The organism is Actinomadura sp. GC306 (assembly GCF_004348665.1).
Taxonomy (GTDB): Bacteria; Actinomycetota; Actinomycetes; order Streptosporangiales; family Streptosporangiaceae; genus Spirillospora.
On record NZ_SMKM01000117.1, the window covers coordinates 1 to 18,722 of the forward strand.

Sequence of the window (18,722 nt, forward strand, 5' to 3'; positions counted from 1 at the left end):
CCCCGGCCGAGAAGGGCCCGAGCATCGCGGAGGTCATCGCCGCGACGCCGGCGGACACCGCCGCGTCCGCCGGTCCGCCGCAGATCCAGAGCCGCACGATCATGCTCAGCTCCGGCACCACCGGCCGCCCGAAGGGCGCCCGCCGCCCGCCGCGCCCCGGCCTGTGGCCGCTGGCGTCGATGACGTCCCGGATCCCGCTGCGCGCCCGGCACACCATGATCATCGAGGCGCCGCTGTTCCACACCTGGGGGTACGCCGCGCTGCAGATGGCGTGGGCGCTGCGGGCACCGGCCGTGCTGCACCGGCGGTTCGACCCCGCGCAGACGCTCCGGGCCATCGCGTCCCACCGCGAGACCACCGTGTTCGCCGTCCCGGTCATGCTGCAGCGCATCCTCGAACTGCCGCCCGAGACCCGCGCCGCGCACGACGCGTCCGCCCTGCGGATCATGGCGGTCAGCGGCGCCGCGCTGCCCGGCGACCTCGCCACCCGCTTCATGGACGAGTTCGGCGACCGCCTCTACAACGTCTACGGCTCCACCGAGGCGTCCTGGGTGTCCATCGCCACCCCGCGCGACCTGCGGACCGACCCGCGCACCGCCGGGCGGCCGCCGCGCAACACCTCGCTCGCCATCCTCGACACCGCCGGCCGCCGCGTCGGCCGCTCCACGATCGGGCAGATCTTCGCCGCGAACGAGCTGCCGTTCGAGGGGTACACCGGCGGTGAGCCGATGGAGGTCCGCGACGGGATGCTCGCCACCGGCGACCTCGGCCACATCGACCACCGCGGCCTGCTGTTCGTGGACGGCCGCGCCGACGGCCTCGTCGTGTCCGGCGGGGAGAACGTCGTCCCCCGCGACGTGGAGGACGCCCTGCTGCGGATCCCGGAGATCGGCGAGGCCGCGGTCGTCGGCGTCCCCGACGACGAGTGGGGGCAGCGGCTCGCCGCCTACATCGTCCTGCGGCCCGGCGCGCACCTGGACGCCGACACCGTCCGGGACTACGTGCACGAGCAGGTCGCCCGGTACGCGGCGCCGCGCGACGTCCGCTTCATCCCCGAACTGCCGCGCAACGCCACCGGCAAGGTCGTCTACCGCTGGCTCACCGCCCACCCCGCCGAATCCCCGGAGGGCCGCGTCGACTGGCCGCCCCTGGGCGCCGGGAAGGCCGGTTAGACGTCGGTTAGACGTCGGTTAGACGTCGGCTAGCCGGCCCGCGCCGGCAGCCGCACGGTGATCGACAGCCCGCCCTCGGCCCGCGGAACGGTCTCGATCGCGCCGCCGTGCGCGTCCACCACCGCCCGGACGATCGACAGGCCGAGGCCCGCGCCGTCCCGCGACCCCGTCCGGTCCGCGCGCAGCCGCCGGAACGGCTCGAACAGCGACTCGACCTCGTAGGACGGGACGGGCCGCCCGGTGTTCACGACCTGCAGGAACGCCTCCCCGTCCCGGACGCCGGTGCGGACCCACACCCGCCCGTCCCGCACGTTGTACTTCAGCGCGTTCTCCAGCAGGTTCACCGCGCAGCGCTCCAGCAGCACGGGATCGCCGACCACGACGGCGGGCACGAGTATCGCCTCGACCTCCGCGTCCCCGGCCTGCCCGTCGAGCTGCCCGAGAGCGCTGCGCACCACGTCCGGCAGCGGAGTCTCGACCCGCGCGCCCGGCTCCCGCTCGGACCGGGCGAGCGTCAGCAGCCCGTCGATCAGCCGCTCGTGCCGCGCGGTGTTGCCGAGCAGCACGTCCGCGAGGGCCTTGGTCTCCGGCGGGTTCTTCCGGCTGGCCAGCGCGACTTCCAGCACCGTCCGGTTGATCGTCAGCGGGGTCCGCAGCTCGTGCGAGGCGTTCGCGACGAACCGGCGCTGCCCGTCGAACGCCCGGTCCAGCCGGTCCAGCATCCGGTCGAACGAGTCGGCGAGGTCCTTGATCTCGTCCTGCGGGCCGTCCAGCGCGATCCGCCGGTGCAGGGTGCTCTCCGACAGCCGCCGCGCCGTCGCGGTCACCCGGTGCAGCGGGCGCAGCATCCGCCCCGCGACCACGTACCCGATCACGACGGCGAGGACGCCGACGACCAGCATCAGCAGCAGGGAGCTCTGCAGCAGCTGCTCCAGCACGTCGCGCTTCTGCTGGGCTAGCCGCCGGTCGGCGTCCTCCCGGAGCGCCATCAGCTGCGCGATCCCGTCCTGCGACGTCAGGCCCCCTTCCGCCGCCAGCCTCTGCAGCCGTGAGAGCGCCTCGGGGTCCACGTCGCCGGACCGTGTGAGGCCCTGGTCCATCGTCCGGACGGTGAACACGTACGTCACCGCCACCAGCAGCGCCGACGTCATCACGAACAGCGAGCCGTACACCAGCGTCAGCCGCGTCCGCAGGCTCAGGGCCGGCATCATGCCTCCAGCCGGTATCCCGCACCCGTGACCGTCTCGATCACCGGGGGTTCGCCCAGCTTGCGGCGCAGTGTCGCCATCGTCACCCGGACGATGTTGCTGAACGGGTCGATGTTCTCGTCCCACCCGCGCTCCAGCAGCCGCTCGGCGCTGACGACGCCGCCCTCCGCCCGCAGCAGCTCCTCCAGCACGGTGAACTCCTTGTTGGTGAGCCGCAGCTCCCGGCCGTCCCGCGCGACTCTGCGCCGGTGCGGGTCGAGCCGGATGCCGCGCCGCTCCAGCACGGGCGGCACCGGCGGCCCGGACCTGCGCGCCAAGGCCCGCACCCGCGCCACCAGCTCACCGAACACGAACGGCTTCGGCAGATAGTCGTCGGCCCCCAGCGACAGCCCGTCCACCCGGTCCTCGACGTCGCCCGAGGCGGTCAGCATCAGGATCCGGACCGTGCTCCGCCGCCCCACCAGCTCCCGGCACACGTCGTCGCCGTGAACGGTCGGCAGATCCCGGTCGAGGACCACCACGTCGTACTCGTTGTACGAGGCCAGCTCCAGCGCCTCGGCACCGTCGTACACCACGTCGACGGCCATGGCCTCCTCGCGGAACCCCTCGGCGATCGTGTCCGCCAGCACATGCTCGTCCTCGACGATCAATACGCGCATGGACCCGAGCATGACCGGCCGGGGGTTAAGCGCCGGTAAGTCCTCAGCGCTCCCAGCAGGTGTAGGTGACCGTGGCGGTACCGCCCGGCGCGAACGAGACCGTCCCGCTGCCGCTCCCGTCCACGAAGCACAGCACCCGCGGACGCACCGTCACCTCCACCGACACCGACCGTCCCTTCGCCAGCTTCCCGCCGCCCTCCGCGCCGATCCGCGCGTCCTCTGACCGCACGTCCGCCACCGACCACTTCACCGGCCCGCCCGTGGCCTTCAGCCGGATGGTGCACCGCGTCGGCAGCCCCAGCACCTGCCGCACCCCGCGGCACCCCGAGTCGTCGACCGACAACCGCCCGCCCCCGCCGGCCTTGGGCGTCTCGCGCGGCTCGGCGTCCTTCGCGGGGGCGGCCGCCTTCTTCTTCTCCCGCGAGGGCGCCGGCGGGGGACTCGGCGCCTCGGGCGCGATCGACGGCACAGGCAGCGGGGCCGGGGCCGCCCCGTCCCGGTCCGTCGACTCGAACGCGACGAACATCCCGGCCGTCAGCACGGCCCCGGCCGCGATCCCGGCGACCACCAACCACCGATGCAACCGCACCGGCGCCTCCGCGTCCTCGTCATCCGGCAACTCGTCCAGCAGCTCGTCCAACCGGTCGCGGAGCGCCCTCTCGTTCCCGTCCGGCAGTTCCTCGAACACGGCCCGGACGGCCTCGACCGCCCGTTCATGGTCGCCGAGCAGCTCCTCGGCGTACTCGACGAGCCCGGTCACACGGCCGGGCAGGTCCGGCCGCTGCGCTTCGAGCGCCATGGCCAGCTGGAGGTCCTCGTTCAGCGGCGGTGCGCTATGGCTGGGCACGAACGGATTATCGCCGAAGCGCCACGTTCCGTGATTCCCCCGAACCACACAGTTCCCCCACGCCCTTTATCAGCAGGCCGACAACAGAAGCCCCACACCCGATGACGCGCCCCGCTGCCCCCAAGCCGAGCGCGGCTAATGCGGGTTTCGCCGTGGCGGCGTGTCCTGCCTGTTCAGCGGGTTGGGAGTCGTCGGGGGAGCCGATCCGGGAGCCAATGTCTAGGCTGACCTGGTCTTCTGGTTGTTGAAGATGACGTTCATCTTCTCCGCGCCGGTGGTGACGATGGGGCGGAGTTCGTGACGGTAGACGGTCTGTGTTGTGCGGGTGTCGGAGTGCCCGACGAGGTCACTGATCTTCTCAAGGGCTACGCCCTGGTCACTCATGATGGACACGAAGGTGTGCCGCAGTTCGCGCGGCACCCACGACTCGCCGATTCCGGCGGCTTTGGTGAGCCGCCGGAATCGGCGTAGTACGTCGTCGTCCGTGTAGGGCGCGCCGTTCTCTTTGCAGAAGACGAGGTTGTGTCCCTGCCAGGCGTCGCCTGCTTGAAGCTTCTCGGCTGCCTGGCGCTTGCGGAGTGCTGTGAGGGCGTCGACGGCCATGTCTGCGATTGCGATACCTCGGCGGCTCTTCTTCGTCTTGGTGTCGCCTCCGTCGCGGTCGGAGCGGAGGACGTAGACGACCTTGTTGTTGAGGTCTACGTCCGCCCAGGTGAGTGCGCGGAGTTCCTCCGTGCGCAGGCCCGAGACGATGGCGAGGATGACGTATGCGCCGAGTCGGTGACGCGGGTCCTCGGCGGTGTGGAGCAACTTGGTTGCCTGTGCCAGGGAGAGGGAGCGTGAGCGTCTGGTGGGCCGCTTCCCGTGTGGCGTGTCCACGAGGAGGGCGACGTTGCGGCCCACCTTGTCGCGCCGCTCAGCCAGCCGGATCGAGCGCCTGAGCAGACCGTGGACGATCTTGAGTGTCTGGGTGGTCATGTTCTCGGCGCACTCGTCCAGCCACTTCTCTACGTCATCGGCCGTGAGGTCCGTGAGCTTGGTCTTGCCGATCTTGTTGATGATGTGGTGATGGGCGAGGCCACGGTAGGTGTTCATGGTCGCCTCGCTCTTGCCTTGCTTGGCGAGGTGGACGAGCAGGGCGTTCACCGCCTTCTCTACCGTGTGGTTCCGCTCCTCTTTGATGCCTTGCTCAAGGTCGTCAACGGCCTTGATGAGCTTGTCTTTGACCTGTTCCTTGGTGCGTCCCTTCCGCTTGAGGCGTCTGCGCTTGCCGTCTGGACCGAACCCGAGTGAGAGGGCGCCGGTGTACCCGTTGCCCTCCTCGTAGATCGATCCCTCGTACTTGCCGACCAGGATCTTTGCCAACGGATCCCTCCTCGTGTCTGGCGAGGTCACCACCGACCGTAACTCAAGACGTCCCTAGACGTCCCTAGGTTGGGAGGTCCGTTTGGGGACGCGATGCCCGGACGGACCTCCCGCGCGGGTGTCAGCGGGCTTCTTCGAGGGAGGGCTCTTCCAGGGAGGTGACGAACTCGGCGAGGTGCCGGTCAGTGATGCGGCGCAGCTTGCCGATTTTGATGCTGCGGAGTTGGCCGGTGCGGATCAGGAAGTAGACCTTGTCCCGTCCGATGTTGAGGATCTCGGCCACTTGCTCGACGGTGTACGCCTGCACGGGGACACCACCTCCTCTCGCCCGGTGGTCCGGGCCTGTGTGCGATGCGGGTCGGTGATCATCTCCTTGGCTACGGTGGGTGCTTGTCTCCGTCTCGTCTCACGGACGTCTCGGCCGCCCATACGTGCAGGCGCACGCGCGTGAGGTGAGACGGTGAGACGGCTACCGGGCGTGATCGGATGCCTTGTAGCGGCCTCGTCCGACTTGGACGGCGTGGCCGGTCTTCACCAGCTCGGCGAGGCGTCGGTAGAGGGTCGGTCGGCTCAGTTGCGTGAGCATCATGAGGTGCGCGATCGGAAGCCCTTCGTCCGGCGCGCCATCCAGGGCCTTCCTCAGCGCGTTCTCCGCAGGGTCGTCGCGGGACGGCGTCACGGGGATGGACGCTTCGGCGACGGGCACCGTGCGCGCCTCGTCCAGCGCGCGCCGAGAGACCTCGTCCAGCGCGGGACGGATGGCCGCGTGCCGCTCTGCTGTGTCCGCCACGGCGGCATCGGTGAGCAGGTAGGCGCGGCCTCGTCGGGGTGTGTCGTGTTCGGGTGCGGAGAGTAGGAACTTGCCGGGTGCGTTGAGGGTGTGGGCGTGCCATCCGGCGTTGAGCATGCCTTGGCCAAGGATGAGATCGACGTCCTTGCGTTCCCGGACGCGGAAGCTCACGCGGACGTCCATTTGAGAACGGACGGCGCCCTTGCCCATGGCCTTCTGTGTGGGCCGCTGAGTGGCCGCAATGAGGGTCACGGCAACCGCTCGGCCACGTCGCGCGATTGAGTCCGTGTCGCCGGCGGCATCGGGCGCATCGTCGGCGAGTTCGGCGTACTCGTCCACGATGATGACCAGCGCGGGAAACTCCGGCGTCGGATCCCATACGCGTCGCCCGTTGGCTGTAAGCCATTCGGCGCGCGCCTCAAGAACGGTGACGGCGTCGCGCAGCATGGCGCGTGCTTGCTCCGGAGTGGTGGCAAGCCGATCGATACACGACGCCCAGGGCTGCAATTCCATCCCGCGCTTGAGGTCGATGGCCCAGATGACCACGTCCCGGCATGCGCTGAGATTGCCCATCAGAACGTTGATTCCGCCGCTCTTGCCCGAACCGGCCACGCCTCCGATGAGGCCGTGACGGCGCAGCAGCAGAACACGCGCACCGGTGGCGTCCTCGAACGGGCCCAGGTCGATCGGCTCGGTAATGGACGAGACGGACGGTCCAGGCCACGGGATCGCGTCGGCGTGCGGGTCGGTGTCCAAGACCCGGAGTTCGAACCGGTTGGCTTTGTCGTCGCGCGTCGGAGAGACGCGCACAGCGCCCCGGAAGGTCCCAAGAGCCGACTCGATCGCGGGAACCTTGCCGATGACGTCCTGGATGGTCTGGCCGCGTGCCAGGGCGAAGCGTGCGCGCCATCCCCACACGTCCACCACCGCGGATTGCGCCCGTGATCCGGCGAGGCCGACCGATTGCGCGATTTCCGGCCACGCGGCTATCTGCCGATCGACGCGCACCCTGGCGCGCCTTCTCCGGTGCGCCCACCACGGAACGGCGAGCATGAACCCACCACCGACGAGCAGCAGGGGGAGCGGCCGGAAGGTCACGCCCAGTGCGGTAGCGGCAGACAGCCACCCACCACCGGCCATGGTGACGGTAGCGGCATAGAGCCGCTCGATTCGACGGACGAGGCCGATCCGTTCCCCGAACAGGGCGAGCGCCCACGCGGCCACCGTTGCAAGGCTCAGCAGCCACGGCCACCATTCCGGGTGTGCGAGGTGCAAGACTGCCCCCGAGATGGCGAGGACGGCGACCAGGTATACCGGTGCCAGCTCGGAGCGGTAGCGCCACAGGGCCCGCGCGACGAGCACAGCGGCCACGTCCGGGAACTGGTCGTTACGGTCGATGATCACCATGGGCTGAAGGCCATTGCGGCGCATCTTGTGAGCGTGGCGCCCCATCTGACGCGTCCGGCTCATGAGCGCCCCCACGTGTCCGGGGGAAGGTGCCCTTGCGCGCGCAGCTCGTCACGCAGGTAGTAGAGCGGATCGGGTTCGGCGTCGCGTTCGGCTTTCAGGGTGGCGCGTCCAGCGGCCACCAGGTTCGCGCGGTCCCGCCGCACCTTGGCCAGAACGGACGCAAGCCGGGTGATTTCCGAGACGAGTGCGGGGACGTCGGCGAGTGCGGCGTACAGGCGAAGCCACAAGTCCTCGATGGACGGCATCGCGGCGGACAGATTGGCGACGATTTCACGCGCGGCGAGGTTGCGCGTACGGACCTCCTGAACGTTGACCTTGACGTGCGGCGGCGTATCAGGCACCAGGGCATCCCTCCCTTCGGTCAGGGGACGTCAGTGCTGAGAAAGGGACTGGACCAGGACCGACACCAGCCGGCGAATCTCCGGCGCGGCACTGGTAGCGGCGAGGAAGAACCCGAACAGCAGGCACACCGCGATGTGCCAGCCACGAAGCCCCATGTACCGCCACGCGACCCACACCACCGCGCCGAGGATCACCACCAGGGGAACCGAGACGTCCACGGGCTCACCTCCTCACAGCCACAGGTCCGGGAACCGCGAACCGTGCCCCCGCCGCAGCCACCGGGCGCGGGCGCGGCACTTGCGGCACCGCCGGTTACCAGGCTCGACCCGCGCGCCGCACGCGCAGGCGTGGCCGGTGATGACGCGAGGCATGCGCTGCATCCTCACCGCCCCGCCGGAACGCGGTGGGGAAGCTCGTCCCCCGTCCGGGTGCTGAGCAGACGCCGGGAGGCCGCGCCGCACCGGGACGACTCGGTACGCCCCCGCGCGGCCCGCCGCTCCTCGGCGTGGATGCCGATGACGAGCATGGCGAAGATGCCGCAGGTGGAACCGGCGAGGAAGACGGCGATGATCGATGCCAGGACGAGGATCATGTGCGATCACTCCTCTCGTAAGGCCCGTATCCGGCGGGGGCGGTTTCGGGCGTTCGGTGACTTACGAGAAAGAGAATGCGCTTGACCTGGGGGACGAGATCACTACATGACTGGACGTGTTCATGACGTCCTCATAGGGTTGTTCGCGTCCCAGGACGTCCCGGATCCCGGACGGGTGCATGCCGAACGAACGCCTACGCGCCGCTCTTCTAGAGCAGGGCTTGACTATCGCCACGCTCGCCGAGTCGATCGACGTGGACCCCAAGACGGTAGAACGCTGGATCACCAAAGACCGCACCCCATACCGGCGGCACCGTTACGCAGTGGCTTCACGCTTGGGCGTAGACGAGACGTTCCTCTGGCCGGACGCCCTTTCCAACGAACAAGTCACCGCAGCGTCCACCAGCGAACTAGTGACGCTGTACCCGCACCGCACGTCCGTTCCAAGGGACGCATGGGGACGTCTCTTCGCCTCCGCCAACGAAGAGATCGGCGTCCTGGTCTACTCCGGCCTCTTCCTCTCCGAAGACGCCGGAATCCAACGCACCTTCGCAGACAAGGCCAAGAGCGGCGTACGCCTCCGCATCCTCCTCGGCGACCCCGACAGCCCCCAGGTAGCCGAACGCGGAGCGGACGAGGGCGTAGACGAAGCCATGGCCGCAAAGATCCGCAACGCCCTCGTCCTCTACAAGAAGTTGCGCAAGCAAGATGGCGTAGAGTTCCGCCTTCACCGGACGGTCCTCTACAACTCCATCTACCGTGCAGATGACCAACTCCTCGTCAACACCCACGTCTACGGCGTCACAGCCCCTCACGCCCCCGTATGGCACCTCCGACGCATAGCCGGCGGAGACCTGGTCAACACCTACCTAGAAAGCTTCGAACGCGTCTGGGAAGGCGCCACACCCATACCGGGGGACTGACCTCATGGGCCGCAGAATCGACTACTACGACGACCCCAACGCCCCCAAGGCCAACAGCCTCGTCCCGTCCGTCAACGTCGCCGTAGAGAACGACAAGGGCGAGATCCTCATGATCCGCCGCACCGACAACGACAACTGGACCCTACCAGGCGGCGCCATAGACCTAGGCGAATCCGTAACCCAAGCCGCCATACGCGAAACGAAAGAAGAAACCGGCATAGACGTAGAGATCACCGGCCTAATAGGCATCTACAGCGACCCCAAACACGTAATCCACTACACCAGCAACAACGAAGTCCGCCAAGAATTTTCGATTCTTCTGACGGGCCGAGCTTTTGGCGGGAAGCTGGCGTCCAGCAATGAATCATCCGTCGTAGAGTGGCTTACCCCTTCGCATGTCATGACTCTAGTGATGGACCGATCTATGAAGCTCCGCCTCAGTCACTACTTCGAAAGGCGTCACACTTCCGTGGTAATGTAGACCCCTCTTTGGCATGGCCGTCAATGCCTACAAGCAATCTTTAATCACCAAGCTTTTCAAGGAGTATTTCCTTGCCGGTATTCCTTAGCTATGCCCACGAAGACAGTGACTTCGTTGATAAATTGGCGATGCAACTCGTACAGAGAAGGGTCTATATCTGGCTTGATCGATGGGAACTCCAAGTGGGAGACTCCCTAATTACGAGAATCGAAAGTGCAATAACCACAGCAAGCGCTCTTCTTGTGATTCTGTCGGCATCGTCAGTTGAATCGGATTGGTGCAAAGCGGAAATTAATGCGGGGTTATTGCGAGAAATGAACGAGAAAAGAGTTGTCGTCCTCCCCGTACTCATCGAAGATTGCGCTGTACCGATCTTCCTCCAAAACAAACTGCACGCCGACTTTCGCAGCGATTTTGATGCTGGCCTCAGAACAGTCATGGAGGCAATTGCTGGTGTGACAAACGCAGCAATGAGTCGCACAGAGGGTGGGCGCTACTACACGGACTGGTCTCTCGACTGGGGTGAGACTGAAGAGAATCTCATCACGCTTCGCCTCACCTTTGTTCAACACGCCACTGAAGCTTCATTTACGGTACTTGCAACTATCGAAATCATTGGAAATGATGAGGCAAGTGATGCGCACCGCGAGCTCGTTCGAAAGACAAGTGAAGAACGAGCCCATGTATCACTTCTTGATCTCATCTCTGGGCGCTTAGAGAGTATTGAGGAAACGCGCATCGTACTATCAGATCAATTTGAGAAGGGAGTAGAATACCTGTTTGTGGACGGTTCATCGAAGTACTATGTCAAGACATCTGCAAGACGCATGGGAACTGATACCGGGCGAGATGTCCTTGTTGCGATAGATGAGCACTTAGTGAACGCGTTGGAATATATGAAAGATGTCATGCGGCAACCTGACAAATGATTCTGTCATGTTCGGGTGCTGATTACATTGCACTGGAGGTCTTGATGTTGCATGATCTGTTCATCGCCCATGCTTCCGAGGATAAGGAGGATTTCGTTCGCCCTCTTGCTAACGCTTTGAAGACACTCGAAATAGATGTTTGGTATGACGAACTTAGCATGACTTTTGGCGATAGTATCTCAGCTTCCATCGACGCCGGTCTGAGAGATTCCCGGTACGGCGTCCTCGTGTTGAGCCGGAATTTTCTCTCGAAACGTTGGCCAGAGTATGAATATCGCAGCCTGGTTGCGCTAGAGACTGGCAAACAGAAGCGCATAATACCAATCTGGCGTGACGTTACTCGGGATGATCTGTTGACTTATAGTCCATATCTTGCCGACAAACTTGCCGTTCTATCCGAAGGCAAGGAGCTATTGGGTATTGCACTTGAGGTAATGCGTATTGCTGCACCGGACAAGTTCTCCGAACTTGTCCGAAGGCATGTCGCTCAACAGGCCTTCAAAAATCAACCTCCCGTTGAAATGGAGAAAATTAGCAAGTGGCCTTTTCTGTGGGAGCCGCTGAAGCAGTCAGAACTTAGGCGACTAAGGCTCGTCAGAGAGGTTCTTCTAGAGGTCTTCCCGCAGAAATGGGAAGACCTGGTTAGTGATTTCCGCAGGGATATCCCGGAGGCTCGCGAGAAAGAGATTCAAATCTGGGAACGCCTGGCTGGCACCTATGCAGTGATATCTAGAGAGCATTCGTTGGCCGGTCACCAGAAAAAAATGCTTTTCAACGAGCTAATGAGGGAAAGTCTGGCGATTCCAACTTCCCCTGACCTCGAGAGCCCAGCATGGCTTTCTCGGGCCATTCGAGATTATCGTACGAGCTTGCCGGATGGGGACGAGTAAGAGTTTTCCCTCAAGAAGGGTTAGTTTGCCTTCAGCGCTACCGCTATCCTCTCGATTAGTTCAGATCGGCGCGCCGGAGTTGCACTCCTAAAGTCGGCATAATACCGAGTGGCCGCAAAGGCCGGAAGTTCGACATTCTTAATAACTACTGGAATAAAGCGTCGATCTTCTTCTATTGACCGTTGCATTAGCGTTGCGTACTCCTGTTTCACCCAGTCACTGGTTAGCGAATCTGGACTGAAAACGAGGATTCCGTTCGACGATTCTCTTATCGCTTTCTCGACCGCATGAACAAGGACGTCGCCGACGTCCAAGAAGATCTCATCTCGTGCGATTTTCAATCCATGCTTTTCAAGATCCTCGCAAAAGTCTGCGACCCATTCGAGATCGGCATGCGAGTAAGAGATGAACGCATCATAACTGGCTGCCATTTCTGGTTCCGTTTCCGTGGACTGTGGAAGTGAGTTTGCGGAGCGTGAACGTCTAGGCCAAGTGCCGCGCTGTGGTCGGATGGCTACCCACCCAAAGTAGGCGGCGACTACCCCCGCTGCTGTGCCGATGGCCGTGAAAATCAGACCTGCTGTATCCACCTGGGCTAGGTTAGCGGTGGAGTGCTGGGCTTGTGGGCGTTCTAGGCAGAGGCAACGCAAGAGGGCATCGCTGAAGACCAGAGACTGGGGCGGATAGACCACAGAGTGGAGCCCGTACGTGGTGTGACCCGTCAGGCGCGGAGCCCGAGTTCGTCTCGGACACTCTGAACAGCGCTGGTCAGTTGAGCTGAGGCATTCATGATGGCACGGCTGACGAGGTGGCCGTTGCCGTATCGAGTGCGGATTTCCGACAGCCGCTCCTCGACATGGAGGTGATTCCCGTCAGGTCCTGTGGTCATGTCGCAGTAGGTCAATTGCCTGTTTAGCTCTGGATCCTTGCGGCCGAACTCCTCCGCCACATCTTCGTGGAGACCGCGTTCGTACGCCTCGACCAGCGCACAGGAATGGTGTGCTACCAGGCGGCATAGGTGGTCGTCGGCGTGGTGGGTGTCCCGGAGGTAGCGGGCGCCGTCTAGGGGATGGAAACCGGTGTCTACGAGGTCGGGGGCGTAGCCGATGTCGTGGAGCCAGGCGGCGGCTTCTAGGAGGTCGGCTTGGTCGGCGAGGATGGGGGCGAGAGTGCGGGCTTGGCGGGCTACGCCTTGGGTGTGTGCCCAGCGTCGGGGGAGTGCCGTCTCCAGGTGCTTGCGTGCGAGGTCGCGGGCCCACGCTGCGGTGTTCTTGTTCATGGATTCGACGCTACGGGGATGCGGGTGGACGTCCACGGGCGTGTATGGCTCATCTGGGGACGTCTTGGCGGACGTAGCGTCCTTTGCCGTGGACACAGGTGACCAGGCCGGCGGCCTCAAGGGTGATGAGGGCCGCGCGGGCTGTGGAGCGCGATACGCCGTAGCGTCGGGCGAGTTGGGCCTCGCTGGGTAGGGTGTCGCCGGGTTGGAAGTGTCTCGTCTCGATTTGGAGGCGCAGGTTCACGGCGATTTGCTCGGAACGTGTGCGGGGTTGGGCGGTGCGGTCCTGGACAAATCGGCCTAGGCCGGGACGGACGGTAATGAGGTCCTCGTCCTGCAAGGCTGACAGGGCCCGCCGCACGGTGTTCCGGGCAACGTTGAACTCGGCGCAGAGAGCGGCCTCGCTCGGGAGGCGGGTTCCGGGGGCGTAGGTGCCGTCGGTGATGCGTTGACGTAGCACAGCCGTGATGCGGGTGTAGGTGCCCCATGCCGTGCGGCGGGTCATGTCAGAGGTTCTCGTCTCTGAGCCGGTCGAATGCCGCTGCGACCCAGGGGGTGAGCAGGATCGCCAGCTTGTCAGCGGCAAGCTCGACCTCTCGGCATGGCGTAAGCCATAGGCCGGTGCTGGACTGGTACCACCAGGCACCGTTGCCCCATGCCACGGACACGCTCTCACCGATGGTCGGAGTGCATTTGGAGTAGATGCGAAGGAGCCGGCGCGGCCCGGCGAAGCGGAGCTCGGTCTTCCAACCGTTCTGGCGCATCACCAGGGAAAGGCGGGTGAGGTGCCAGCGTGCCCGCCACGGGCCGCTGTAGGTGGGCAGAGGGAGCGCGGCCGGTGCATACGGGGGAAGCCATACCGACCGCGCCACCTCCGCCCCACCCTGTGAGGCCGCGCTCCCCTTCGCGGCCTCCTCTGGTGACGGCTGGGGGGATTGCTCCTGTGCCATCACCAGGTCTCCACACGTTTGACCTCGGCTCGCGCTGCCTCGTTGACGAGCGCCTGACGCAGGGCGGCGGGGCTCGACCGGATCACCGTTGGATCCACGCCAGCGTGCGGGTCGTGCAAGCTGGCCACCCAGTCCCCGAGACGTCCGTCCCAACGCACGGCGCGCCAGATCCGGTGACCGGTGAAGTCCCGGCGCAACTCGGCGAGCGCCTCATCTGCCGCGCGTGCGTCGGTCTCGTACGGGTTCGGGGCGGCCTGGTTGGGCCATTCGGTGGACATGGTGACTCCTTGGCTTACGTGCGGGTATTGGGCGAAGTGGCGTCTTCGCCGTGTGTCTTGAGCCTTCCGGCCGGGTTGGGACCTCTCCATCGGCATCTAGGGACGTCTTGGGACGTCTTCTGTTAGCGTCGGTTCTGCGTCGTTCTCACTTGAATCCGTGGGAGGTCCGGTGAACGACTTGTTGCGGCGTGCCCTTGCCGATGCGCATCTGACCGAAGCCGCCGTTGCGGCCCGGTTGGGTGTTGACCCCAAGACCGTCCACCGGTGGGTCGCCGGACGTGTGCCCTACCCGCGCAACCGGACGAGGGTCGCGTCCCTCGTCGGGCAGGACGAGGCGGACCTGTGGCCGCAACTCGCCGTAGCGGACGTCCGTGCAGAGTCCGCGGTGATCGACGTCCTAGCGACCTACCCGCACCGCTGGGCTGTCCCCCGTACGGTCTGGCAACAGCTCTTTGGAGCCGCGCGGGACGAGATCGGCATTTTGGCCTACGCGGGACTCTTCCTCGCCGAGGACACGGGCATCGTGCGCGCACTCGCCGAACGGGCACGTAACGGCGTCCCGGTGCGGATCCTCCTTGGCGACCCTGACGGAACATCCGTCGCCGAGCGAGGCAGTGATGAGGGCGTGGGCGAGTCCATGGCCGCGAAGATCCGAAACGCCCTCGTCCACTACCGGGCTTTGCGGGATGTCGACGGCGTTGAAATCCGACTACATGACACCGTGCTCTACAACTCGATCTACCGAGCCGATGGCGATTTCCTGATCAATCCGCATGCCTACGGCATCGCCGCATCACACGCTCCCGTACTGCATGTGCGGAGGGCAGAAGAGGGCGACATGGCGAGCACGTATCTGGAGAGCTTCGAGCGCGTGTGGTCCGGAGCTTCCCCGATGACCTAAGGCGTGTCCCGTGTTCTGGCGCTCTGCGCGAGGCCTCACGACGGGCCAATGCGGCGGGTAGCAGCGCCAGCCCTCACACAAGTCCGCAACCGTCCAGCTACGTTACACTATGATGAATTAACCAGATACGTCGATCAACGTAAGGAGCTCACATGGAACCCGCATCAATTGGTGCAGCGAGCGGAGTGATTAATCTAGCCAAAGGCCCTTTGGGGTGGATTAAGAAAAAGCTGGCAAGAAGGAAGCCATTGCATATATCTGTGGAACATGTAATTGCTGACTCGTGGTGCGTTACTTCGCAGCTGTCAAATCTCACATCCGAAATTCCGGCCGATATCGATCCGCAGACAATACACGCGGCACTTATCAAGGAAGGTGCAGCAGATTACAAGGAAACCAGACTCCGCCTGCACCTATTGAATAAATGCTATGACAATATCAGCATTCGCGACATTAGGGTGGTCAGAACCGCCAAGAGTGAAGCTCATTATGGCACGTTTGTTAAGTATCCCGGCGGAGGGGAATCCAGAATACCTTTTATTGTCTACTCTCTTGACGAGCCCAGGTCTTCGATAAAGGAAGAAGTGGACTACTTTGACACCAACACAGTTTCACTCTCGCCAGGAGAGGTGTTCAACTTTCAAATGCAATGCAAGACATTTCATTTCTATTGTGAATGGCATATCCAAGTTAGATATAGGGTCAATGGGCAATCGAAAGTGGCTGAAGTTTTCAACGATAGCGAGCCTTTTCGCACTTCGGGCGCTCCGGCCAACGAATTCATTTCTCGCAAGATATGGGTTTGGTTTCACAGTGACCCTGCGCGACGAGGTCTGCAGGACGAAGCAGATGTTCATAATAATTGGGGCGAAAACTAAACTCTGCTCGGCGCGATAAACCCGGCCTACTGACCGACTCGCCGATGCAAAATGAGTACACCGCACCCCAGGTCGTGCCCCGGTCCACACAGAGACTTCTCGTGAGAGAACAACGTGCGACGAGGCCAGGTGTAGACCAGGCGGCAGCCCAGATCATCCGTCGGGGGTGCAGGTTACTAGGCCCTGCCCCACACATGTCCGGGGCCGTCCACCTCGACGATCTCTCATCAGGTGTAGTGAACTGAAATAGTTCCGGGCTCATGGCCACAGTCAGGCTCGCACCTCTTGTCAAACTCTATCCATCCAGGATCTACCTCCAACAGTGCATCCTCAGATTCAGGGGCTTTGTATCTTTGTTGGAATCCGTAATGCATCCCGAGATCATCGGGGGCGAGAACTGAGTGGTCCAGGTGAGTCATTAGCCCCACCGAGAGATCATAGAACGGGCATCCGTCGTCCTCTACCTTCATCAGAACCGGAATAAGTGGCTCATATAGATCGCTCCTCATGAACAAAGCTGGCGAGATTCCATCCTCTCGATGTACCCCCCATGTGAGCATTCCATGCCCAAGAACACAAAGTGAGCGAATGACTCGGAATCGGTCGAACTGCTGGTTGATTGCAATAAATCGCCAAGCTAGATCCTCTAGCGTAACGCCCTTCTCCAGGCCCGCTGCGACAATGCCAGAATAGAGGGGGTTTCGGACTGAATGATAGCAACCACCAAGGGTGCTGTTTTCCAAAATTCTTCCGCCCTCCACAAGTGGTCGCTTCAATCTATGTGTCATCACCAATTTGCGCATTGCATCATCGAGAGTCTTGAAGCCTAGCGATTGCTTAACTTCCAGAACTGCATAAACACCCTCAATGGGAAGATACCTCCGCCGGGACTCAATAGTGGGTCCCACTTTAAGACTCGGAAACCAGAAGTCGTTAAATATGATCACATCACAATCTCCAGCAGATGAACCATCCCTATCAGTCACAACTCCGGCAGTCACGTGATAGCGCTTAGGTAGAAGAGTGCTAATTTCATCGCGAACGATCTCTTCGAGCGCCCAACCTGAGTCGAAATTATGAATATTGGAGTCTCTCTCCAATTGTGCCCGCGTTAGCAACATTCTTTCGATGCCAACGCAACGGCGATAGAATGCAGAAGCCAGATTCTCTTGATTTCGCTTCTGTGGCACCCAACCCTCGACGCTTGGCAGAGGTGATTCAATCCCAGCAGGCTCCTGCATTCCGGTCTGATCCCTACCTTGTGGCGACAATGAAACCTCCGGTCCTTTGCGTTCACAGGATCTCATATCGCGGTTCCAGTGTCCGGCCAACAGTGCATCTAGACCGTGACTGCGCTGACTGTAAGCCAGGCGCAGCAAGCAAAGTGATCAACGTGCATGGCTGGTCTGGCGCTCAAGCAGCAAGCAGGGATTCGCGTGAATTCCCTTTGAGGCCAGATGGGGCCACGCCATGCCTTCCTTCGAACATGTCCCGAGCGACCCCACCTCGTGCGCACGTTCGAGTCACGGCTTGGCTGGAAATCACTCCCCACCGTGCTGGGGGTCAAATGGGCACTGGCGACACGTAGAAGCCCCAGGCGCGGTCCGAGTTGGGACGTGCCTGGGGCTCCCATGGTTCATGCTGAGGCGGGTTGTTCCACTGTGGTGATGATCTGCTTCACCCTGCGGCGGTCGATACCGTACTTCTCGGCGAGGTAGCGCTGAGAGACCGGGCGGCCGGGGCCCTGCAAGCTCGCCTTGTACTCGTCCAGCACTGCTTGTTCCGGTGTCTGCTCCACTTCGGTGCGAGGCTGTTCCGGCGTGGTGCGTTTCTCGTCCTGGACTAGGTCGCCACTTGCAGCGCTGCGAGTGAGGGTCATCAGGAGTTCGAAGCTCCCGACGAGGGCGAGTGCCGGCCATGCGCTGACTATCGCGCCGATGACGCCGTGGGACGCGCCGTGCGCCACGTTGGCGCCTACCGTCGCCACGATGCCTACGGCGAGGCTCCACTTCGCCAAGGGTGGTGCGGGTTGCTTCCGGCGGCTTGCGTCCAGGATCACCATGGATGCGGCCCAGATGAGGCCGTCCACGGTGAACGGGACGAGGCGGGCCGTGCGGCCGGTCTCGCCGTGGGCGTGTACGAGTTCGTAGGCGTGGCGGTACGAGATGACGGCTGCCACGGCGGCTACGGCCACCACGGCGAGTGCGGTCGTGATCCGGATGAGGCGGTCAGCCATGGGCCAGTTCCCTTCGCCACTCCATCACGCATGGGTCGTCCTCGCCGTGGGTGAGGACGCGTTCGGCGAGTGAGAGGGCCGTGATGGCGGAGTTTCGGTCCAGGGGTGTCGGCCATGTGGTGACGTGCCAGGCGTTCCCTGTGCGGGTGCCGGTGGCTATGACCTTGCCGTCCAGGACGACGGTCATCTTGTCTTCGGTGATCTCTAGGGACATGTGCGCCTCCTCTCTCGTCCGGGGAGCCACGGGAGCCAGAGCGGGGAGCCAACGGGGCTCGATCCGCTCCGACTCACCGCGACCCCTACGGACGTTTCTGCTGGTGAGAGGCTCGTCCGGCGATGTCTCCCGACTTGGTCCGATCCCGTCAGAGGCAGTGCGGCTAATGCGGGTTTAACGGTGGGGTGGGTTTTGTGGCTCTTCGTCGGAGCGGGTGTCTTCGGCGGGGAGGACGTCATGGGTGTTCGGGTTCGAGTGGCCGTTGTTGCGCTTGTGGGCGTATTCGGGCTTGTCGGGTGCGGGGACGGTGGTGGGGAG

At 63.6% G+C, this 18,722-nt stretch carries 25 protein-coding genes; 7 read left to right on the top strand and 18 right to left on the bottom strand.

Features of this window, described 5'->3' with window-relative positions:
• Positions 1-1,172, top strand: a 1,172-nt coding sequence (locus tag E1200_RS17745; RefSeq protein WP_131953148.1) for an AMP-binding protein, incomplete at its 5' end; no start/stop codon positions are given.
• A 29-nt stretch (positions 1,173-1,201) separates the two neighbouring features.
• On the opposite strand, the gene E1200_RS17750 is transcribed toward E1200_RS17745, so the two are convergent.
• The 10 genes from E1200_RS17750 to E1200_RS17790 all read right to left on the bottom strand — a co-directional run bounded on the left by E1200_RS17750 (position 1,202) and on the right by E1200_RS17790 (position 8,445).
• Positions 1,202-2,380: a HAMP domain-containing sensor histidine kinase gene (locus E1200_RS17750; protein WP_243708644.1), complete on the bottom strand. Its 1,179-nt coding sequence runs from the start codon at positions 2,378-2,380 to the stop codon at positions 1,202-1,204.
• Complete coding sequence (locus tag E1200_RS17755) at positions 2,380-3,039, bottom strand: response regulator transcription factor (RefSeq protein ID WP_131953149.1); 660 nt, start codon at positions 3,037-3,039, stop codon at positions 2,380-2,382. The genes E1200_RS17750 and E1200_RS17755 overlap by 1 nt, the downstream gene beginning before the upstream one ends.
• Positions 3,040-3,082: 43 nt before the next feature.
• Positions 3,083-3,886, bottom strand: a complete 804-nt coding sequence (locus tag E1200_RS33775; RefSeq protein WP_165950356.1) for a hypothetical protein — start codon at positions 3,884-3,886, stop codon at positions 3,083-3,085.
• Between the two features lie 219 nt (positions 3,887-4,105).
• The gene (locus tag E1200_RS17765; protein WP_131953150.1) at positions 4,106-5,251 is read right to left on the bottom strand and encodes a tyrosine-type recombinase/integrase; all 1,146 of its coding nucleotides are present in this window, start codon (positions 5,249-5,251) and stop codon (positions 4,106-4,108) included.
• A gap of 121 nt (positions 5,252-5,372) precedes the next feature.
• Positions 5,373-5,558: a helix-turn-helix domain-containing protein gene (locus E1200_RS17770; RefSeq protein ID WP_131953151.1), complete on the bottom strand. Its 186-nt coding sequence runs from the start codon at positions 5,556-5,558 to the stop codon at positions 5,373-5,375.
• Between the two features lie 162 nt (positions 5,559-5,720).
• Positions 5,721-7,448, bottom strand: a complete 1,728-nt coding sequence (locus E1200_RS17775) for an FtsK/SpoIIIE domain-containing protein (protein ID WP_243708645.1) — start codon at positions 7,446-7,448, stop codon at positions 5,721-5,723.
• A 59-nt stretch (positions 7,449-7,507) separates the two neighbouring features.
• Entirely contained in the window at positions 7,508-7,852 is a 345-nt protein-coding gene (locus E1200_RS17780) for a hypothetical protein (RefSeq protein WP_021595726.1), read from the bottom strand.
• A gap of 30 nt (positions 7,853-7,882) precedes the next feature.
• A complete protein-coding gene (locus E1200_RS17785) occupies positions 7,883-8,071 on the bottom strand; it encodes a hypothetical protein (protein ID WP_131953153.1) in 189 nt (62 codons plus the stop codon).
• Positions 8,072-8,083: 12 nt separating this feature from the next.
• Positions 8,084-8,224 carry a hypothetical protein gene (locus E1200_RS33780; RefSeq protein ID WP_165950357.1) on the bottom strand — a complete coding sequence of 47 codons (141 nt, stop codon included), beginning with the start codon at positions 8,222-8,224 and terminating at the stop codon, positions 8,084-8,086.
• 11 nt (positions 8,225-8,235) lie between these two features.
• The gene (locus E1200_RS17790) at positions 8,236-8,445 is read right to left on the bottom strand and encodes a hypothetical protein (RefSeq protein ID WP_131953154.1); all 210 of its coding nucleotides are present in this window, start codon (positions 8,443-8,445) and stop codon (positions 8,236-8,238) included.
• A gap of 179 nt (positions 8,446-8,624) precedes the next feature.
• On the opposite strand from E1200_RS17790, the gene E1200_RS17795 reads away from it, so the two are divergent.
• The 4 genes from E1200_RS17795 (at position 8,625) to E1200_RS17810 (ending at position 11,668) form a co-directional block, all read left to right on the top strand.
• Positions 8,625-9,368, top strand: a complete 744-nt coding sequence (locus tag E1200_RS17795) for a helix-turn-helix transcriptional regulator (protein ID WP_131953155.1) — start codon at positions 8,625-8,627, stop codon at positions 9,366-9,368.
• Between the two features lie 4 nt (positions 9,369-9,372).
• Entirely contained in the window at positions 9,373-9,849 is a 477-nt protein-coding gene (locus tag E1200_RS17800; protein WP_131953156.1) for an NUDIX domain-containing protein, read from the top strand.
• Between the two features lie 71 nt (positions 9,850-9,920).
• Positions 9,921-10,778, top strand: a complete 858-nt coding sequence (locus E1200_RS17805; RefSeq protein ID WP_165950358.1) for a toll/interleukin-1 receptor domain-containing protein — start codon at positions 9,921-9,923, stop codon at positions 10,776-10,778.
• Between the two features lie 44 nt (positions 10,779-10,822).
• Positions 10,823-11,668 (top strand): toll/interleukin-1 receptor domain-containing protein, encoded by an 846-nt coding sequence (locus E1200_RS17810; RefSeq protein ID WP_165950359.1) that lies wholly within the window; start codon positions 10,823-10,825, stop codon positions 11,666-11,668.
• 20 nt (positions 11,669-11,688) lie between these two features.
• Here E1200_RS17810 and E1200_RS17815 read toward each other — a convergent pair whose 3' ends face one another.
• The 5 genes from E1200_RS17815 to E1200_RS17835 form a co-directional block, all read right to left on the bottom strand.
• Complete coding sequence (locus tag E1200_RS17815; protein ID WP_131953159.1) at positions 11,689-12,258, bottom strand: toll/interleukin-1 receptor domain-containing protein; 570 nt, start codon at positions 12,256-12,258, stop codon at positions 11,689-11,691.
• 131 nt (positions 12,259-12,389) lie between these two features.
• Positions 12,390-12,947 carry an HD domain-containing protein gene (locus E1200_RS17820; RefSeq protein WP_131953160.1) on the bottom strand — a complete coding sequence of 186 codons (558 nt, stop codon included), beginning with the start codon at positions 12,945-12,947 and terminating at the stop codon, positions 12,390-12,392.
• A 49-nt stretch (positions 12,948-12,996) separates the two neighbouring features.
• On the bottom strand, positions 12,997-13,452 hold the full coding sequence (locus E1200_RS17825) for a winged helix-turn-helix domain-containing protein (protein WP_131953161.1): 456 nt from the start codon (positions 13,450-13,452) through the stop codon (positions 12,997-12,999).
• A 1-nt stretch (position 13,453) separates the two neighbouring features.
• On the bottom strand, positions 13,454-13,897 hold the full coding sequence (locus E1200_RS17830; RefSeq protein WP_131953162.1) for a hypothetical protein: 444 nt from the start codon (positions 13,895-13,897) through the stop codon (positions 13,454-13,456).
• Complete coding sequence (locus E1200_RS17835) at positions 13,897-14,175, bottom strand: hypothetical protein (protein WP_131953163.1); 279 nt, start codon at positions 14,173-14,175, stop codon at positions 13,897-13,899. Before E1200_RS17835 ends, E1200_RS17830 begins: the two co-directional genes overlap by 1 nt.
• A gap of 169 nt (positions 14,176-14,344) precedes the next feature.
• On the opposite strand from E1200_RS17835, the gene E1200_RS17840 reads away from it, so the two are divergent.
• Entirely contained in the window at positions 14,345-15,076 is a 732-nt protein-coding gene (locus E1200_RS17840; protein WP_131953164.1) for a DUF5919 domain-containing protein, read from the top strand.
• 152 nt (positions 15,077-15,228) lie between these two features.
• Positions 15,229-15,954: a hypothetical protein gene (locus E1200_RS17845; protein ID WP_131953165.1), complete on the top strand. Its 726-nt coding sequence runs from the start codon at positions 15,229-15,231 to the stop codon at positions 15,952-15,954.
• Positions 15,955-16,181: 227 nt separating this feature from the next.
• On the opposite strand, the gene E1200_RS17850 is transcribed toward E1200_RS17845, so the two are convergent.
• From E1200_RS17850 to E1200_RS17860, 3 genes are all read right to left on the bottom strand, one after another.
• The gene (locus tag E1200_RS17850; RefSeq protein ID WP_131953166.1) at positions 16,182-17,054 is read right to left on the bottom strand and encodes a DUF6602 domain-containing protein; all 873 of its coding nucleotides are present in this window, start codon (positions 17,052-17,054) and stop codon (positions 16,182-16,184) included.
• A 536-nt stretch (positions 17,055-17,590) separates the two neighbouring features.
• Positions 17,591-18,190 carry a DUF2637 domain-containing protein gene (locus E1200_RS17855; RefSeq protein ID WP_131953167.1) on the bottom strand — a complete coding sequence of 200 codons (600 nt, stop codon included), beginning with the start codon at positions 18,188-18,190 and terminating at the stop codon, positions 17,591-17,593.
• Entirely contained in the window at positions 18,183-18,404 is a 222-nt protein-coding gene (locus E1200_RS17860) for a hypothetical protein (RefSeq protein WP_131953168.1), read from the bottom strand. The genes E1200_RS17855 and E1200_RS17860 overlap by 8 nt, the downstream gene beginning before the upstream one ends.
• Between the last annotated feature and the right edge of the window lie 318 nt (positions 18,405-18,722).